This is a genomic window from Sulfitobacter sp. M13 (genome assembly GCF_053474885.1).
On sequence record NZ_CM130281.1, the window covers coordinates 2,308,527 to 2,327,028 of the forward strand.

The following is an 18,502-nucleotide window of genomic DNA, read 5'->3' on the forward strand; positions in this document are numbered from 1 at the left end:
GACCTGCTGTCGGGGTGCAAGGGGTAAAACGCGCGAATTTCAACAAGATTTCAATGCGCCGCTCAGCTGTCGAGATGGACGTAGATCCGACGGGTGTCGCGCCCCTTTTTCTCAATCTTACCAAGGCGTATCGCGCCGATCTCTCCGGTTCTGGCAACATGGGTACCGCCACAGGGCTGAAGGTCGATCCATGCGTCATCCTCGCCGATCTGCACCAACCGCACCTCGGCCGCTGTCGCCGGCGGGGCCACTGACAATGTCTTGACCAGATCAGGAGCGGCTTGCAGTTCTTCTTGGGTGATCCAATGATCGGTGATCGGTAAATCTTGCCCAATATAAGACAGCAGCGCGTCTTCTATCGCGTCGCGATCCTCTGGCGCATCGGCAAGATCAAAGTCGATCCGCCCGTGTGTCGCCGAAATCTGCCCGCCGACCACGGGAAACGGCACCACCACAGACAGCAAATGCAACAGGCTGTGCACGCGCATATGCCGGTGCCGGCGATCCCAATCCAATGCCTGGGTCACATGGGTGCCCGCCTGCGGTATTACCGCCGGTTCGGCGGGGACCAGAATAACACTGCCGTCCTGCCCCTTCACCGTGGTGGCAATAGGCATAGTTTGCTTGTCCCAGCTCAACCAACCGCTGTCGCCGGGTTGTCCGCCTCCGGTGGGATAGAACAGCGCACGGTCCAGAACGATCCCACCCTCGGGTGTGATAGAGACGACTTTTGCCGCGCTGTCGCGGGCGTATGTGTCGGTGAGGTAGATCGGTTGGCTCAACTGTCCGCTTCTCCGTCTGGTTTCGGCGCTTTCGGCGCTGGTTCGGTTGCGCGATTGCGCAACCAGACATCGCGCTGTGGAAAGGGTACTTCGATTTTTTCTTCGGCAAAGCGTTCGACAATGGCGTGGTTGATATCGCTTTGGACTGACATCATCCAGTTCACATCCCGCAAAAATGCCCGGATTTCAAACTCAAGCGCATCTGCACCAAAGCTCACCAACAGCACATTCGGCGCGGGGTTTGCCAGCACCAAGGGCTGTGCTTCAGCGATCTCTCGCAGAATGGCTTCGACCCGACGGGTATCGGTGCCATAGGCCACACCCACCTTTACGATAAGCCGCCCCACAGTATTGCCACGGGTAAAGTTCGTCACTGTGCCGCTGACCAAATCGGCGTTGGGGACAATAACGTCGGTACGGTCAAAGGTTTCGATCCGCGTCGACCGAACCGAAATGTCGCGCACGTAGCCCGACTTGCCCCCGACCTCGATCCAGTCGCCTTCCGAGATCGGCCGCTCGATCAGCAAGATGATCCCGGATACAAAGTTGCTGACGATGTTTTGCAGACCAAAACCGATACCGACTGACAAGGCACCAGCCACAATCGCGAGCGAGCTCAGGTCGATCCCCGCACCGGTGATCGCCGCAAGTGCGGCCAGAAAAATACCGACATACCCAAGCCCCGACAGCAAGGCGTTCTGCCCACCGATATCAATTTTGGTTTTGGGCAGCACGTTGCTCCGCAAGGTGCCTTGCAGCAAACGCGTCAGCAGATAACCGATGGCGAAAATGATGGCAAACGCCAGCAGGTTCGATGGCGCGATACGGCTTTCCCCGACGGTAAATCCGCGCCCGAATGCGGCCCAAAGCTCTGTCAGATCGGCGACCCGAGCCCCCCAAACCAGCGCCAGCGCAGGCGCGGCCAGCATCAGCAGGATCAACCCAAAGAGCAACGGCATCAAGGCTTCGCGGGCAGCCGGTCCCTGCCCTGTTATCGCGCCGTACACATCTGCCGAAAACCGTTGCAACGCCATGACCAGCCCCAACACCGCCAGCGTCGTGACGTAGGGACGCAAAATCGCGTCGGACAGGTCTTGGTAGCCAAAGGCGAACAGAACCGGCGCGGCAATCGACACAGCAATTGCCCCCAGCCCTGCGCTGCGCACGATTCGCGCATGGGTAGAGGCCTTGGTCACGCCATCTGCGTCTGGGGTGTCCTCGTCGGGGTCACGATAGCCGCGCAAAATCCGGCCAATCTGAAACAGCGCGAGGCTGGTCAGCACGGCCAGAGGAAACTGCACAACCGCACGGGTCGCCGTACTGGGATCACCAAATTCCAACACTGTCAGGGCGACAATCGACAAGATGACGACGAGGGTGATGGCATTCACATAGAGCCGCGCCATTTTTCGTTGGGCTGCGGGCAAAGGCAGCAGCGCCTCTTCCTGCTCGCGGGCAAACACGCGTTCAGACACCCAGCGAAACCCGAAGATCATTAACCCGATGAGCGGCAGCAGTTCGACCAGCAAAGAAGATCGCGCGCCTAGAAAACCGCTTTGACGGGCGGCAATTGACAGCAAAAACAAGCCCGCCAATGGGAACAGGATGCGCAGCAGCGAGACGATGAACCGCCAGATGCCCAAACCACGCGCCTGACGATCGCGCAGCTTATTCACGATCCCCATTGCCCACAGTCGGCCCCGAAAGAGCAGCAGCAGCCCCGCCAGACCCGCAAATAGTACGGTCGGCAGATTGCGTTCCAAAGTATCCAAAGCGCTGTCGGTGTCTTGCTCTGCACTTTCTTCCCAAAAAGCGGCAAAGGCGTTTTGCGCGTCCACCAGTGCCGGGGCCCAATACGTCGGGTTTAGTGGTGACGGCGTCGCACGCAAAAGCCGTTCGGTCTGTCGATCACGTATACGCTTGTCGATCTCGCGGACCAGACCGTCAGCCCGCAGGAACTCTCGTTCTGCGATCTGGACGGGGGCGAGCAGCGTGTTCAGTTGTTGATTAATATCGGCGCGGGTTTTAGCGACTTCAGGCGCTTCGGGTTCGGCATTCTCGCCCTCGGGGACCGGACCCAAAGCGGCAAGCTGATCGCGCAACGCAGCGATGCGATCGGCGTTCAGGGTGCGCGCCGCCTCGAATTCAGACCGGTAGCCGACGACACGCGCGCGCATGCTTTCAAGTTCGGTGGTCGGGGTATCGACCTCTTCTACCGATTGTTCAGCCTTTACGGCGACGCTGTCCCACCGCTCCGCCGTTTCTTCGACGTCGGTCTGTGCGATGGCCACGGTCGTCAGGCAAAGCGCCAAAAGACCGCTGGCCAGAAGCCCCCTGAGCGTGGCGTTCATTGGTCTTCGAAAACGCCGGGAATGGATTGTGGCGCACGGTCCAGCCAGCCTGGCACCGGCAGGTTCTTTTCGCGCAGGAATTCAGGGTTGAACAGTTTCGACTGATAACGCGTGCCAAAGTCACACAGGATCGTCACAATGGTATGGCCAGGCCCCATATCCTTGGCCAGACGCACGGCACCCGCCACATTCACACCCGACGACGCGCCAAGGCACAGCCCTTCGTGTTGCAGCAGGTCAAATACATAAGGCAGCGCCTCGGCGTCCGAGACGTTATAGCTGAAATCAGGCGTGAACCCTTCGAGGTTCTTGGTGATGCGCACCTGACCGATGCCCTCGGCGATCGATCCGCCTTCGGCAACCAGTTCACCCTTGGTGTAATAGTTATGCAGCGCGGCCCCATCGGGATCGGCAATCGCGATTTTTACGCCCTTGGGCTGCAACGCCATGCCGATACCGGCCAGTGTCCCGCCCGATCCGACCGCACAGCAGAACCCATCGACCTTGCCGCCGGTCTGTTCCCAGATTTCGGGGCCAGTGGTTTCAATATGCGCCTGACGGTTGGCAACGTTGTCAAACTGGTTGGCCCAGATCACGCCTTCGTTCGTCGTACGTGCCAGCTCGTTCGCAAGGCGCTCAGAATAGCGCACAAAGTTGTTGGGGTTGCGATACGGCGCGGCTGGCACCTGCACCAGCTCGGCACCGGCCAGACGCAGCATGTCCTTTTTTTCCTGACTTTGCGTTTCAGGAATGACAATGACGGTTTTGAATCCCATCGACGCGCCGACCAGCGCAAGCCCGATGCCGGTGTTGCCCGCCGTGCCTTCAACAATCGTGCCGCCTGGTTTCAACGTGCCGTTGGCGATGGCATCCTGAATGATGAACAGCGCGGCACGGTCCTTGACCGACTGGCCGGGGTTCATGAACTCTGCCTTGCCGTATATCTCGCAGCTAGTCTCCTCGCTCGCCTTGCGCAGACGGATAAGAGGTGTGTTGCCAATGGCCTGTGCCAGATCAGATGCGACGTGCATGGGATGCTCCTAAATCAAGTTACATCTGGTGTAGCTGCGGGCGCTTCCAACCTCAAGCGTTCCCGATGCCTTGCCAGCCAGTAAGCGGCGATCACCAAAGGGGCATTGGCAGCTTCAAGCTGATCAACCATTGTCATCAGCGCATCGAACCCGACTAAATGTGACCGAATATCCTCGTTCTCGGTCTCAAGCCCATTTACGCCGGTAATTTCGTCGGGCAAATCGGCAAGCCCCAGATAAATATAAAAGAACTCCGTTGAATCCCCCGGGGAGGCATAGACCTCGGCGATCTTTTCCAGCTTGGTCAGGGACAACCCTGCTTCTTCGTGCGCTTCGCGATGTGCTGCGTCCTCTGGGCTTTCGCCGGGATCAATGCGACCCGCGATGGGTTCAAGTTGCCACTGCGCCCGGTCCCCCCGTGCTACAGGCCCCATGCGAAGCTGTTCGACCAGCATCACCCGATCACGCTGCGGATCATAGGGCAGCACCAGCGCTGCATCCGTTGCCACAAAAACCGCGCGCTCCAACACGTCGGTCATGTTGCCGTCGAACCGTTCATGCGCCAGATGGTATTCGTTCAGCGCGAAATAATTGGTATAGGCGCGGTCGATCCGGTCGATCCGCACCTCGCCGCCCAACGTCCCCGCCCCGTGTTTCGACTGCTGCGCATTTATCTGCGCCGCGGCCCGCGATCGGATCATCGGGAACATCTGCGCCACACGGTCGGCGGAATAGACGCCAAAGTAATCCATCACCTCGCGGGCGGCAAAGCAGCTGAGCGCGCCCCATTCCGCCTGCCACTGTGACAGTGACCAACGATCGCGCGTGGTCCATTGTTCTGGCCGCGCGAAATACCCCAAGGCGCTGGCCCCGCTTTCCAGCATCACCTCTTGCAGATCGTAGGCGAAGCTGCCCTCGTAGAAATTCAACCGGTCCAGGTCATTTTGACCCAGCCCGCGAAGCAGCAGACCCTCGGCGCTTTGACCAGACGCAGGCACGAGGCAGGGAAAAGGCCCTTCCACCACCGACAAGGCCACGTGATCGGGCAGGCAGTCCGGTGCAATATCCAACCGGTCCGAGGTGCGGCCCAGTACGATTTCAAGCAGGGGCACATGGCGTAGGGATCCATAAACGAAAAGATCTGTCATCGCTTCAAGGGAACCTTCTATCAATAAGGTTGGTCACGATGCCGCTGACGGCCCCGCCCAAAAGGACGACCGCGATAATCGGCACCGTCGCCATAATCAGAAAGTACTCTGCGCCGATACCGATCATCCCGACGAGCGCATCACCGACCCCGTCGAAACGATGCATCATCGCTTTCTCGATCATCTCGCGCCCGCTTTGCACAAACAGCCCCCAGAATACCAAAACCACCGCACCTGTCACGCCGTTGGTGATACCCTCTGATACGCCGCCGCCGGCACGGGATCCGATGACCCGCCATCCCACGACAAGCCCGAGGGCGATATTGGTGGGGATGAAATACCCGAACTGCGTCGACGTGGGCATCAATGGCATGATCATGCGCGACAGGGCATAGCCCATCAGTGCCAGACAAACGGCAGCGGTCAGACGGGCGGCGGTCGGCATCGGAACATCCTTAGACTACGAGCAATGCGCCCTTAGGCTGGGCGTTTCACCGTGATCTGTGTCACATCGCAATTGCCGCTGTCAAAGGTAGACGCGCATGAGGTCAGATAGAAATCCCACATGCGTTTAAAGCGTTCGTCGAACCCCATGCGAGCGATCTCGTCCCATTTTTCATTGAAGGTCCGATGCCAACGTCGAAGCGTTACATCATAGCTTTTTCCAAACTCAATAGAGTTTTCAATGGCTAATCCGGCGTTCTCAACCTGTTGCTTCAACACGGTGGGACTTGGGAGCATACCGCCTGGAAAGATGTATTTCTGAATGAAATCAACGCCTCGCTTGTAGACCTTCCAGCGCCGATCTGGCACGGTGATGATCTGCAACGTTGCTTGACACCCAGGTTTAAGACAGTCGTGCAAGGTATTGAAATAGGACGGCCAATACTGTTCTCCGACGGCCTCGAACATCTCGATGCTGGCAATACCGTCATAGGTGCCGCGTTCGTCGCGATAATCTTGAAGCTTAAACTCAACGACGTCTGATAAACCTGCGTTTTCTATACGTTCTTTGGCGTAGCTAAACTGTTCTTTGCTGATTGTCAGACAGGTCACCTTTAATCCGCGTTCCTTAGCGGCATATTCCGCAAAACCGCCCCAACCGCAACCGATCTCCAGCACGTGATCCCCAGCAGAGACCCCCATCTGGTCGACCATAGAGGCGTATTTCGCTGTCTGCGCTGCCTCCAGTGATTGGTGAACCCCATCTTCGAAAATTGCGCTGGAATAGGTCATCGTGTCATCAAGCCATAATTTGTAAAAATCGTTACCCAAATCATAGTGATAGCTGATGTTCTTGCGTGCCTGCTTTTTGCTGTTGCGCTGCAACCAGAAGCGCAGGGATTCAAATTTACGGATCAGCCCCATACCGGGAAAGGAGTCGTAAATGTCCTCGTTCGCATGGGCGACGTCCATGAACGCCTGCAGGTCCGGCGTACTCCACCATTCATCAAGGTAGGCGTCGCTAAATCCAAGGTCACCCTCCCTGATAAGACGGGCGAACAAGTCATTGTTATGTATACGAATTTCCGCAACTGGCAAGGGGTTCGTACCAACCGCGCGAAAACACCGCCCGTCGGGCATAACAAAATCGACCTGCCCGTTTTGCATTTCTTGCGCCATCGCAAAAACACGCGAGAAATATCGAGGAAGGGCGGCCTGCCCCTCGGTGCTGGTCAAAATCATTCGCTCTCCTGTATGCGCTTGGACGCGTATCTTATTGGTTTATGGCTGTTACGTGGGAGATCCACGTTTCATAAGGGTTAAAAGTTTCGCCCCTTGTAGGTTTCCAGAGCCCGCTCACGCCCTTCATCCAGCGCAATGATCTTTTCGGGATAGTCATCTCGTGCCGACAAGGGCCAGCTGCGCGGGATTGCATCGAAAAACGCGAGCGCATCCTTATGTTGATTGGCCCGCCCCTCGGCGATCCAACGGCTGGCATAGTCTCTATTCTTATCAAATTTATCGAGCTGTGTCTCGGGGTTGAACACGCGAAAGTAAGGCGACGCATCTGGCCCCGACCCCGCCGCCCACTGCCACCCCATTGCGTTGCTGGCGGGATCCCAGTCGATCAAACAGTGTTCGAACCATTTTTGGCCGATCCGCCAATGGCACATCAGATGTTTCGTCAGATAGCTGGCAACGATCATGCGGCCCCGGTTGTGCATCCGTCCAGTCACGTACAGCTCGCGCATGGCGGCATCGACAAAGGGCTCGCCCGTGCGTCCCTGTTTCCAGGCGGTGACCTCGGTGCGGCGTTCGTCTTCGTTCCACGGAAAGGCATCCCATGCCTCGCGCCAGTTATCCGTCAGCATCCGTGGCGTGTGATACATCAGGTGGTACGCGAACTCGCGCCACACCAGTTCTTTCAGAAAGGTCTCTGCCCCTTGTTTGCCGTCATGCAGAGCGCGCTGGCCAGCGTGCCAACATTGGTGCGGGCTGATCTCGCCGAGAGACAGGTTCTCAGACAGGTTGGATGTGCCATCGGTGCCTGGAATATCGCGGTTTTGCTTATATCCTGCCACCCCATGGGCCATAAACGCCCCCAACCGCGACTGCGCGGCCTTTTCGCCAAGGCAGACAAAGGGGCGCACCACATCCGCGCCACGGTCCATCGCGGCCTCCAAGCCCCAGCCTTCCAGCGCATCGCTTGCAGGCCATTCCTCCGGCGCGCACAGATCAGACGGCGCGGCCAGCGGTGGCTCAACATCGCGGGTTTTGACGTTGTTCCAGAACGGCGTGTACACCTTGTAGCAATCGCCTGCCTTGGTCTCTACGCTCCACGGCTCAAACATCAAATGTCCGCCAAAGGACTTGGCATCAACGCCTTGGTCGCACAGGGTTTCTTTGATCTTGCTATCACGCTGTAAACTCGCCGGATCATACAGCCGCGACCAATAGACAGCACCCGCGCCTGTTTCCTTGATGAGGGTCTGCAACACGTCCAGCGCATCGCCTTCGCGCAGCACAAGCTTGCCGGATATTTCGCCCAGACTGTCGGCCAGCGCCCCGAGCCCCAGCCCGAGCCGCCATTTCGGCGCAGCGCCAAGGGCGTCGACCGTGGTGTCCTTGATAAAGACGGGAATAACCGGACGGCCGGACTGCACAGCAGCGGACAAGGCGGGATGATCGCTCAGCCGTAGATCGCGGCGATACCAAAGAAGAATGGGGCTGTTGTCGGACATATCAAACTTTACGTTAAGGTAATGCAAAGCTAGCACGCCCCCCGTAACGTCAAGACCATAACAGTCCCTATTAACGCCAAACGGCGACCCACAGGGGCCGCCGCTCGGTAAATTTAACTTAGGGAATGCCGTTTCAGGCGTTCACATCGACCACCACACGGCCCCGGACCTGCCCGTTCAGGATGTCCGCGCCCAGTTTCGGCAAATCGCTAAGCGTTGCAGGCACAACCATATCTTCCAGCTTGGAGAGCGGCAGGTCTTTCGCGACCCGCTGCCATGCACGCAGACGGTTCTCGTAGGGCTGCATGACGGAATCGATGCCCAGCAGGTTCACACCGCGCAGCAGAAAGGGGATGACAGTGGCGGGCAACCCTGCCCCGCCCGCAAGACCAACAGCGGCGACCGAGCCGCCGTATTTCATCTGGCCCAATACCCGCGCCAGCATCTCGCCCCCAACGGCATCAATGCAGCCGGCCCAGGTCTCGGCCTCGAGCGGGCGCTTGACGGTTTCGTTCAGCTCTTCGCGCGCAACGATCTGGCTGACGCCGAGAGATTTCAGGTAATCCGCTGTGTCCGGGCGCCCGGTTACGCCAGCAACCTCATACCCCAAATTGGCAAGAATCGCGACTGCAACCGACCCGACACCGCCTGCGGCACCTGTAACCAGAACCGGCCCGTTGCCTGATACCAGCCCGTGATCCTCCAGCGCCATGACCGACAACATCGCGGTAAAGCCCGCTGTTCCTACAGCCATCGCTTGCCGCGTATCCAGCCCCTCGGGTAGGGGCACCAGCCAGTCGGCCTTGACCCGCGCCTTTTGCGAATAGCCACCCCAATGCGCCTCCCCCACACGCCAACCGGTCAGCACAACCTTGTCGCCGGGTTTATAGCGGTCATCGTCGGACGCTTCGACCGTGCCTGCAAAATCAATACCGGGGATGTGCGGATACTTGCGTACCAGTCCGCCACCGGGCCCGATGCACAGCCCGTCTTTGTAGTTCACGGTCGAATATTCTACCGCAACTGTCACGTCACCCTCGGGCAAACGGTCAAGGTCAATCTGGGTCACCTCGGCATGGGTCTTGCCGGTTTCCTCATCTTTGTTCACCATCAACGCATCAAACATCATATCTCCTGTCTCGGACCGCCGTTAAGGGCCCGCTTCATTTTGCCAGTAAACTCCGGGGAGTCCGAGGGGCTGGCCCCTCGGTCCCGAACGTTAAAGCTGCACGCCGCGGATTTTGACCACCGACTCGCATCTTGCAAAATTAATGTCAGACATTTAAAGTTTTTCCAAATCATAAATGTAAGACAAATGAATACCACGCCAGAAACCGCCTCTGACCTGTCCAGCCAAATTGCTGCGAACATCCGCGATGCTATCATCAAGGGCGTGCTGATCGTGGACGAACGTTTGCCGTCTGAGGCAGAGCTTTCAGCCCAGTTCAATGTTTCGCGCGCGACAGTACGCGAAGCGCTAAAGCGATTGGCCGCGCAATCGCTGATCCGCACACAACGCGGTGCCACAGGCGGTGCCTTCGTGAACCGCATCAGCTTTGAGGCCGCGCAAGCGCAACAGATCACGACCTCCACCCTGCTTTTGTCAATGAACGATGTCAGCTTTGAAACCGCTTGCGAGGCCCGTTTCGCGCTTGAGAGAGCCTGCGCGCCTTTGTCGGCCGCCCGAAGACAAGACAGCCACCTAAAGGCGATGCAGGATGCGCTTGACGCACAATCAGCGCCGGCGCTGTCAGATGCAGGGTTTTGCGCTGCCGATGTGGCATTCCACCGCGCATTGGTCGACGCGGCGGGCAACCCGGTACTGTCTTACCAGCTCGCTGGCGCGGTTGAGGCAATGCAACCGTTGATGAACATGATTACCTTCACGGCGTGGTCCCGCGATGCAATCGTCGCGCGTCACCGCGAGATCGCCACCGCAATGACGACACGCGACGCTGCTGCCGTCGCGGCCGGACTGACGCTGCTTGAACAAGAGACCCAGGCCCTTGCCCGTACCGTCTTTGCCCGCCGCACCAAGCAGCCGAACGCGGCACCGTAACTGCTGCACTCCGCGGATTTTCATGGCTTTCCCCTTGCAAAGAAAGCCACGTCCCTTATATCTGAAGTGTCCTTAGGGACTATGGGTATAAACGCGCATGTAATAAGCGGTTCGGACCCGGGGGCGGTACCCGGCGACTCCACCAATCATCCTTCATTTGGGGATTATGGGGTCGAAACAGGATCGACGAACGTCTAAAGATGTAGCTTTATCTCGGCTGACTGCCACCGTTATCGGCGTAAAATGTACAATTGCAAATGACAATCGTGCTCCAATGGCGATGGCCGCGTAAGCGACCGGAACTATTGAAACTTAAGTCCTTGGGTTTAGCGACCTAAGGCGGGGTTCGCAGGTACCTGGCAACAGAAACCTGCACTTACCCCTCCCCGCCACTTTCTGATTTTTTTAAAACCTTGCGATCGCACGGCGCGGTGCCGGTTGACGCGCATGTCGCGCTGCCTTCGGCGAGGATTTTTTGCCATTTGGAAGCCGCTGGCGCGCTTGACCTCAGGCTCGGGTACTGCGACCTCTGACGTCAAGAATGTCGGGAGTATTTATGCGCAACAATAGCGAGCAATGCGGATGAGCGCCCCTGATATGCGCCTGATGGCGCGTGTGTTCGGGCGGATCGGGGTGTTGTCCTTTGGGGGGCCCGCGGCGCAGATCGCCTTGATGCACCGTGAGTTGGTGGACCGGCATCGGTGGTTATCCGAAGACAGTTTTTTGCGCGCCCTTTCCCTGTGCATGTTGTTGCCAGGCCCCGAAGCGATGCAGCTGGCGACCTACGCCGGATGGCGGCTGCGCGGTACCCTTGGCGGTTTGCTGGCCGGACTGCTTTTCGTGTTGCCGGGTGCGGCGGTCATTCTGGCGTTGGCATTCGGCTATGCGTATTTCGGGCAGATGCCTTTGGTTCAGGCCGCGTTTATGGGCATCAAAGCGGCTGTGATTGTCGTTGTTGTGCAGGCGCTGCGCAATCTGGGACGTAAAGCGCTGCACGGTCGTGAGGGGTGGATATTGGCCACACTGTCCTTTGTGGCGTTGTTTGCCTTTGGCGTGCCCTTCCCGCTGATCATTCTAACCGCCGGACTGTGGGGGGCCTTCAAGGCTGCTGATGGCGCGAGCCCTGTAGAAATTGACGCGGCACCCCCACACCCTGCCCGCCCCATCGGCGTCATCGCCCTTTGGGGCACGCTGTGGGCATCCCCGCTGCTGATCGTCTGGACGATGGGACATGAATTTCTGCTTCAAATCGGATTGTTCTTTTCAAAGCTGGCGGTGGTAACGTTTGGCGGGGCCTATGCCGTGCTGGCCTATATGGCGCAGACCGTGGTGCAGGATCACGGGTGGATCACCACCGAACAGATGATTGACGCCTTGGGGTTGGCCGAAACCACGCCGGGGCCGCTGATCTTGGTCACCGAATTTGTCGCCCTGCTTGCGGGTTTTGCGCAGGCAGGGCCTTGGGGTGCTGTATCTGCCGGAGTGCTGACGTTGTGGGTCACGTTTACACCTTGCTTTCTATGGATATTTTTCGCGGGACCGTATCTCGAGGTTATCTCGGCGCAGCCACGTCTGGCGGGGGCTTTGCGGGCGATTACTGCCGCTGTCGTTGGCGTAATTGCCAATCTGTCCGTCTGGTTCGCGCTGCATGTATTGTTCGAACGCGTGCTTCCCATGGCGCATCTTGCTGTGCCGTTGCCTGATTGGTCCAGCTTTGATCCCGTGGCCGGCGCGCTGACGTTGATTGCGGCCGTGTTGATGTTGGGTTTGCGGTTCGGCTTTGTGTTGACCATGGCAGTGACGGCGATGCTGGCGCTCGGCTGGAACCTCTTGCTATAAATTTTTGCGCCCCCTTTTCACTGGTGTGAAATGCCGTATGCTACTGTCATCAACAAGGGCCGGAGAAGAAATAATGAGCCGAAGCATTGAGTATGGCAATCTGATGCACGATGCCATGCGCGGGTTAATTCGTCAGGTATTACTTGACGTTGCAGCCAATGGATTGCCCGGCAACCATCATTTCTTTATCACCTTTGATACCGCGCACCCTGATGCGGAGCTGGCGGATTGGCTGTCGGATCGCTATCCCGGCGAAATGACGGTGGTGATGCAGCACTGGTACGACAAGCTTGAGGTTACCGAGGAAGGGTTCTCTGTCACGTTGAACTTTGGCGATGCGCCGGAACCGATGTATATCCCCTATGACGCGATCCGAACCTTTGTGGACCCGTCGGTAGAATTCGGCCTGAAATTCGAGCAGCAAGAACCCGGCCAGTCGGACGAGGACGAAGACCTTCCCCAGCAGGACGAAAGCGAGCTTGAGGTCGAAGAAGAAGCCCCCAAAGCCGCTGAAGTCGTATCGCTTGACAGCTTCCGCAAGTAATCGGTCAGCCAGCCACAGTTAGCCTTGAGGTTAGCGCCATCGTCTCATTGCACCGCTGCCCCCCGCGGGGTAAACCCTGATCAGACATAAGCCCAAGATCAGGAGCCTTTTCATGGCCGATACCCGTACCGAAACCGACAGCTTTGGCCCATTGGAAGTGCCGTCCGATAAATATTGGGGCGCACAGACGCAGCGGTCGATCATCAACTTCCCTATCGGGTGGGAAAAACAGCCCGTGCCGATTATCCGTGCCCTTGGCGTGGTGAAAAAAGCCTGCGCGATGGAAAACCTGAATCAGGGCAATCTGGATCAGAAACGAGCCGACGCCATCACCGCCGCCGCGACCGAAGTGATCGAGGGTAAATTCGACGACAACTTTCCGCTGGTTGTCTGGCAGACGGGTTCGGGCACGCAGTCGAACATGAACGCAAACGAGGTGATTTCGAACCGCGCGATTGAAATGCTGGGTGGCGAGAAAGGGTCGAAAGATCCGGTACACCCCAATGACCACTGCAACATGGGGCAGTCGTCAAACGACACATTCCCCACCGCGATGCACGTGGCCATCGGCATGCAGGCCCGCGACGTACTGCTGCCAGGCCTGCAAAAGCTCCATGACGCGCTGGCTGCAAAATCCGAAGAGTTCAAGGACATCATCAAGATCGGCCGGACCCACACGCAGGATGCGACACCGCTGACCTTGGGGCAGGAATTCTCGGGCTACACGCATCAGGTGAAAAAAGGCATCGAACGGGTAAACGCCTGTCTGCCCGACATCTACGAACTGGCCCAAGGCGGGACCGCCGTCGGCACCGGCCTGAACACCAAGAAAGGCTGGGCCGAGGCCGTGGCTGCACATATGGCTGACATCACCGGCCTGCCCTTTGTCACCGCCCCGAACAAGTTTGAATCACTGGCCGCCCATGACGCTATGGTCATGTTCTCGGGTGCGTTGAAAACCGTGGCCGGATCGCTGTTCAAGATCGCCAATGACATGCGTTTGCTGGGCTCTGGCCCGCGTTCCGGTCTGGGCGAATTGATCCTGCCCGAGAACGAGCCAGGATCGTCGATCATGCCAGGCAAGGTGAACCCGACGCAAGCCGAGGCGCTGACCATGGTGTGTGCGCACGTGATGGGGAATGACGCGGCAGTCGGTTTTGCCGGTTCGCAAGGGCACTTCGAGCTCAACGTCTACAACCCGATGATGAGCTATAACGTCTTGCAATCCATGCAGCTTTTGGGCGACAGCGCGTCGGCCTTTACCGACAATATGGTTGTTGGCACGCAAGCAAATATCGAACGTATCGACAAGCTGATGAAAGAAAGCCTGATGCTGGTGACAGCGCTGGCCCCTACCATCGGCTATGACAACGCGACCAAAGTTGCGAAAACTGCCCACAAAAATGGCACGACCCTCAAGGAAGAAGCAATCGCCTTGGGCTTTGTCGATGCCGAAACATTCGACCGCGTGGTGCGGCCGGAGCAAATGATCGGACCAAAAGAATGAGCGCCCCCATCAACCTCAACAAGGTCAAGAAAGAGCGCAACCGCGCGTCTCGAAAGGCCCGCGCTGATGAAAATTCAGTGCAGTTCGGCCAGAAGAAGGACCAGAAGGAAGTTCTGAAAGAACGTCTGGCTCAAATCTCGCGTAATTTGGAAGCTCACAAGCGCGAAACATGAGCGCGAGACCTGTAAAACATTCGGTGACCCTTCGGGGTCACCGCACGTCGATCTCGCTGGAGGATGAATTCTGGCAGGAATTGCGTAGTCTTGCGCAAGAGATGGACATGCCGATCAACGCGCTGGTCGCACAGATCGATGCCGAACGCGGCGTAGAGGCAGGATTGGCATCTGCGATCCGCGTCTACGTCTTGCGCGCGCTCAAGGAGCGTATGGCAGCCTCGTAGGGCACTCAAGCTCGAGGCAAACGCAAAGGGCCAGCGCCTGATCGCAATCAAACACCGGCCCTATTTTTTAGTCTTCAAACAATCTTAAGCGACGGATGCGTCGTAAATCTTGGTGATGTTCTGACCCAATGCTGCGTTGAACTCGGCATCGGTCATCTTGACGTTCAGCCCTTCTGTCAACGCACGCGAGAAGCTGGCGATCATCTTGGGGTTCTGGGTCAGGCGAACGCAGGCTTCTTCAGTCGAATAACCACCTGACAGCGCAACCACACGCAGAACGTTCGGCTGATCGGCAAGGCTGTCGTAAAGGCCTGCGGTCTCTGGTAGGGTGACTTTCAGCATCACCAGTTCGTCGACGGAAAGCTCCGCCAGATGCTTTTCAAGCTCGGACTTCAGGATCGTTTCGCATTCCGCTTTGCTGTCCGAATGAATGTTCACCTCGGGCTCGATGATCGGGACCAGACCGGCGGCGCACACGGTTTTAGCGACGGCGAATTGCTGCGCCACAACCGACGCGATGCCTTCGGGGCTGGCGGATTGGATGACCGACCGCTCCTTGGTGCCAAAGATACCTGCGGCTTTCGCGCGCGCCAGCAGATCAGCAAGCTCGGGCATGGGTTTAAGCAGCTGCACGCCGTTTGCTTCGTCTTCCAGACCTTTGTCGATCTTGAGGAAGGGCACGACGCCGCGGTCTTCCCACAGCAGCTGTGCCACGGGTTTGCCGTTGATCGAATTGTCCATCGTGCGCTCGAACAGGATCGCGCCCAGAACTTTGTCAGAGGTGAAATCATCGGCCAGAATGATCCGCGCGCGCATGTCGTGCATGGCTTGAAACATCTCGGCGTCGCCGGAATAATCAGAAGGTTCAACGCCATAGAGGCTTAGCGCCTTTGGGGTCGATCCGCCCGACTGGTCCAATGCGGCCACAAACCCCTGTCCTGTTTCCATTTGTGTGCGCTGTGCGTCTGTCGTGGTCATGATGATCCTGGCCCTTATTGATTCCGTCGTGTGTCCGTTTAGCGCATCTATTGCTGCGATGATATATCGTTAGCGCCGGACAAAACGCAGCAAAATGCCATCTTTTGACCGAACCGTCAGATGAGCGACCGGAACAGGTGGCTTTTCGCCGACAACCTCAATGCGGTAGTCGCGCAAGATGCGCGACAAGATCAATGGCCCCTCTACCATGGCAAACCCTGCGCCCGGACAGACCCGCGCACCGGCGCTAAAGGGCAGATAGGCCTCGCGCTGGCATTTCTTGCCGTTCTCGCTGTGCCAGCGCGCCGGATCAAACCCGTCGGGGTTGTCCCACAGACGTTCATGCCGGTGCAGGTGCCACGGGCTGATGACCACTTGCGCCCCCCGCGCCACTTGGCGATCCCGAAAGGTCGCGGGGCAGCTTGCCTCGCGCACCATCATCGGAACGGGCGGATACAGCCGCAGCGCCTCGCGGAAAACATCACGGCTTTGCCTTAGCTGCCCCATGACAGCAAAATCACACTGGTCGATCACCTGCGCCTCGTCGGCCAAACGGTCCTGCCAGTCGGGATGCGTCGCGACCAGATACATCGCCCAAGCGAGAGCCGATGCACTGGTCTCGTGGCCGGCAAGAAAGAAGATCGCGACTTGATCGACCATCTCGTCCGTGGTGAAGGTAGAGCCATCTTCGGGGTCAGGGGTCGTCATAATCTTGGTCGCCAGATCGTCTGGTGCGGTGCCTGCCTTGATCTCCTGCATGCGCTGCGCTGTCAGTGCGGTGATCAACTGACGGATCTTGGCAGCGCTGCGTTTTGTATCTTGTCGGAACAGACGCGGCAACCAACGCGGCAACGGGACAAACGCCGCGATGTTCAGGATCGGTTGGCTGCGCTGGTAGGTTTTGAATTCGTCAAAGACCTCGCGGGCCATATGGTGTTCAATGGGAATCGAAAACAGCGTGCGAAAGATCACATCCGCTGCCGCGTGGCTCGTCTGTGCCTCGGCCTCTAGGGGTTCACCGTCATGGGGGGCCAGCCGCGCCGCCGCCGCCTCTGCCGCGTCCCAGATCGCGGGGAATGTTTCGCGCAAGCGCCCACCCTCGAACGCAGGATCAATGATACGCCGCTGGCGCTTCCAGGTTTCACCGTTGGTCAGGAAAACTGAGTTGCCAAGCAGCGGCCGCAACCCTTCGCTGATCCGGTTGGACTTGGGGTAGTCGTCGGGGCGCGTCTTGAGCACGGTCTGGATCAGATCGGGTTGGTTGATCAGATAGCTTCGGAAAAATGGCGTTTTGAATTCCGCCATCCACGCACGATACAGCCGCGCGGGCTGCGCGGACAGGATGTCTTGCCGGAATAGCTTGGCATAGCGCCACAGAGACACTTTCGCGGGCCGGCTTTCGGGTTTGGGCGGCAGTGTCATGGCGCGGTCGAGGTGAATTTATTCACCGGTTTCACGATGCGGGATCGCGACGCGGGACGTTCGGCATAGCGTTCGGCCAAACTGTGCGGACCTGCGGTGATCTGGAAGTAGTCATAGTCCTTGGGCGCATCAAAGGCACAGAGGTATTGGAAATGCAGCCGGAAGAAGCGCCAGCGCAGCGCCTTCCAACGCGCCGGGGTCAGCGATTGCGTGAAGGCCGCAGAGAACACCAGCGGCCAGCGTTTATCTTCGGGGGCCACGCCCGACACTGCAACCGGATCGCACAGCGCAAATGCACAGCCGTCGCCGGGGGCAGTCACGTCGACCCAGGTAAGCGCGGCGCATCGCGACAGATAGCGTAGATCGGCGCGCAGACGGTGGGCATCCCGCAGGAAAGACACCATCGGGACCACCTGCCCCAATGTCATAAAGGCCAGTTTCGGTCCCTCTGTCGGTACCCTGCCCGCGCGGATCAGGTCGGCAAGGATCGACACCCCCAGATGCGCGCCCGACGAATGGCCCACAACCAGCACCTCGTCCACGCCAGACTTCAGCGCCTGCACGATTGCATCGCCAAATTCGGTCATGCGGGTTTCAAGCGCGGGCGGGTTTGCCCCCCGCGTCGCAGCCCCGAAGGCATAGTCATGCATCAGATAGTAGGCATAGAACTTGCCATCGTGCTTTTTGAACCACCGCAGCACCTGCCAACCAAGGCCCACACCAAGTGCGGCGACGATGCCCTTGAACCACGCGGGCCCGCCAAAGAATGTCAACGCGGTGTACAAAAGCTTGCCCGCAAGTACAGCGATCAGCAGTTGCAGCAGCAGCATCCCGACTGGATAGAGCGCCGCGATCACCGGCCCCTTGCGCAACTGCATCAACCGCCACAGCGCACCAGAGGCGATATACACCCACGCCGTTTGCACCAGCTGCCCATAGGTCGCGAGGATCGAGTTGCTCATGGAGATGCGCACGATGTCGGACCAGACGAGCACCTCGACGTTGGTCTCAACATCAACGCCATCGATATGGGCGGCGACGTTCCAACCATAGTTCCCGCCCTCCGTTTTGGGCGACAAGGCAATCTGATAATCCGATATCCGCGCCTGTTCGCCGCCTTCCTTGCGGTAAAGCTCGCGGTAGCGGCGCGGATGAATGGGGTCATAGCCCGGGATATAGAAAACCCGTCGCGTTTTGACTGTCTGCTCTATGTTCTCGGCCATCGTTCACCCTGTATTTCACCGCAGCTTAAACAG

General features: G+C 58.4%; 17 protein-coding genes and 1 other RNA gene. 7 read left to right on the top strand and 11 right to left on the bottom strand.

The features are described 5' to 3' along the window. Positions 1 to 62: 62 nt before the first annotated feature. The 8 genes from ACVBAU_RS11125 to acuI form a co-directional block, all read right to left on the bottom strand. Complete coding sequence (locus ACVBAU_RS11125) at positions 63 to 782, bottom strand: alanyl-tRNA editing protein (RefSeq protein WP_138923252.1); 720 nt, start codon at positions 780 to 782, stop codon at positions 63 to 65. Further along, positions 779 to 3,133 (bottom strand): DUF3772 domain-containing protein, encoded by a 2,355-nt coding sequence (locus ACVBAU_RS11130; protein ID WP_448326351.1) that lies wholly within the window; start codon positions 3,131 to 3,133, stop codon positions 779 to 781. Before ACVBAU_RS11130 ends, ACVBAU_RS11125 begins: the two co-directional genes overlap by 4 nt. Beyond that, the gene (locus ACVBAU_RS11135) at positions 3,130 to 4,164 is read right to left on the bottom strand and encodes a cysteine synthase A (protein WP_448326353.1); all 1,035 of its coding nucleotides are present in this window, start codon (positions 4,162 to 4,164) and stop codon (positions 3,130 to 3,132) included. Before ACVBAU_RS11135 ends, ACVBAU_RS11130 begins: the two co-directional genes overlap by 4 nt. 14 nt (positions 4,165 to 4,178) lie before the next feature. Next, positions 4,179 to 5,312: an NUDIX domain-containing protein gene (locus ACVBAU_RS11140; RefSeq protein ID WP_448326355.1), complete on the bottom strand. Its 1,134-nt coding sequence runs from the start codon at positions 5,310 to 5,312 to the stop codon at positions 4,179 to 4,181. Positions 5,313 to 5,316: 4 nt separating this feature from the next. Further along, a complete protein-coding gene (locus tag ACVBAU_RS11145; RefSeq protein WP_138923248.1) occupies positions 5,317 to 5,757 on the bottom strand; it encodes a TrgA family protein in 441 nt (146 codons plus the stop codon). 32 nt (positions 5,758 to 5,789) lie between these two features. Next, positions 5,790 to 6,998 (bottom strand): class I SAM-dependent methyltransferase, encoded by a 1,209-nt coding sequence (locus ACVBAU_RS11150; protein ID WP_448326358.1) that lies wholly within the window; start codon positions 6,996 to 6,998, stop codon positions 5,790 to 5,792. A 77-nt stretch (positions 6,999 to 7,075) separates the two neighbouring features. Beyond that, complete coding sequence (locus ACVBAU_RS11155) at positions 7,076 to 8,497, bottom strand: cryptochrome/photolyase family protein (protein ID WP_448326360.1); 1,422 nt, start codon at positions 8,495 to 8,497, stop codon at positions 7,076 to 7,078. 133 nt (positions 8,498 to 8,630) lie between these two features. Then, the gene (gene acuI, locus ACVBAU_RS11160) at positions 8,631 to 9,623 is read right to left on the bottom strand and encodes an acryloyl-CoA reductase (RefSeq protein WP_448326361.1); all 993 of its coding nucleotides are present in this window, start codon (positions 9,621 to 9,623) and stop codon (positions 8,631 to 8,633) included. Between the two features lie 189 nt (positions 9,624 to 9,812). Between acuI and ACVBAU_RS11165 the strand changes: the two genes are divergently transcribed. From ACVBAU_RS11165 to ACVBAU_RS11195, 7 genes are all read left to right on the top strand, one after another. Next, positions 9,813 to 10,556 (top strand): FadR/GntR family transcriptional regulator, encoded by a 744-nt coding sequence (locus ACVBAU_RS11165; RefSeq protein ID WP_138923244.1) that lies wholly within the window; start codon positions 9,813 to 9,815, stop codon positions 10,554 to 10,556. 30 nt (positions 10,557 to 10,586) lie between these two features. After that, positions 10,587 to 10,933: a transfer-messenger RNA gene (gene ssrA / locus ACVBAU_RS11170) on the top strand. 205 nt (positions 10,934 to 11,138) lie between these two features. Then, positions 11,139 to 12,395, top strand: a complete 1,257-nt coding sequence (gene chrA, locus ACVBAU_RS11175; protein WP_448326363.1) for a chromate efflux transporter — start codon at positions 11,139 to 11,141, stop codon at positions 12,393 to 12,395. Between the two features lie 73 nt (positions 12,396 to 12,468). Further along, positions 12,469 to 12,939 carry an SspB family protein gene (locus tag ACVBAU_RS11180; protein ID WP_093732320.1) on the top strand — a complete coding sequence of 157 codons (471 nt, stop codon included), beginning with the start codon at positions 12,469 to 12,471 and terminating at the stop codon, positions 12,937 to 12,939. A gap of 112 nt (positions 12,940 to 13,051) precedes the next feature. Beyond that, complete coding sequence (gene fumC, locus ACVBAU_RS11185) at positions 13,052 to 14,446, top strand: class II fumarate hydratase (protein WP_448326366.1); 1,395 nt, start codon at positions 13,052 to 13,054, stop codon at positions 14,444 to 14,446. After that, positions 14,443 to 14,619 (top strand): DUF4169 family protein, encoded by a 177-nt coding sequence (locus tag ACVBAU_RS11190; RefSeq protein WP_138923241.1) that lies wholly within the window; start codon positions 14,443 to 14,445, stop codon positions 14,617 to 14,619. The genes fumC and ACVBAU_RS11190 overlap by 4 nt, the downstream gene beginning before the upstream one ends. Continuing rightward, the gene (locus ACVBAU_RS11195; protein ID WP_335744073.1) at positions 14,616 to 14,846 is read left to right on the top strand and encodes a ribbon-helix-helix domain-containing protein; all 231 of its coding nucleotides are present in this window, start codon (positions 14,616 to 14,618) and stop codon (positions 14,844 to 14,846) included. Before ACVBAU_RS11190 ends, ACVBAU_RS11195 begins: the two co-directional genes overlap by 4 nt. An 84-nt stretch (positions 14,847 to 14,930) precedes the next feature. On the opposite strand, the gene ACVBAU_RS11200 is transcribed toward ACVBAU_RS11195, so the two are convergent. The 3 genes from ACVBAU_RS11200 to ACVBAU_RS11210 all read right to left on the bottom strand — a co-directional run bounded on the left by ACVBAU_RS11200 (position 14,931) and on the right by ACVBAU_RS11210 (position 18,469). Next, on the bottom strand, positions 14,931 to 15,824 hold the full coding sequence (locus tag ACVBAU_RS11200; protein ID WP_448326368.1) for a fructose bisphosphate aldolase: 894 nt from the start codon (positions 15,822 to 15,824) through the stop codon (positions 14,931 to 14,933). A 69-nt stretch (positions 15,825 to 15,893) separates the two neighbouring features. Beyond that, on the bottom strand, positions 15,894 to 17,246 hold the full coding sequence (locus tag ACVBAU_RS11205) for a cytochrome P450 (RefSeq protein ID WP_448326370.1): 1,353 nt from the start codon (positions 17,244 to 17,246) through the stop codon (positions 15,894 to 15,896). Beyond that, positions 17,243 to 18,469 (bottom strand): hypothetical protein, encoded by a 1,227-nt coding sequence (locus ACVBAU_RS11210; protein ID WP_448326372.1) that lies wholly within the window; start codon positions 18,467 to 18,469, stop codon positions 17,243 to 17,245. The genes ACVBAU_RS11205 and ACVBAU_RS11210 overlap by 4 nt, the downstream gene beginning before the upstream one ends. Between the last annotated feature and the right edge of the window lie 33 nt (positions 18,470 to 18,502).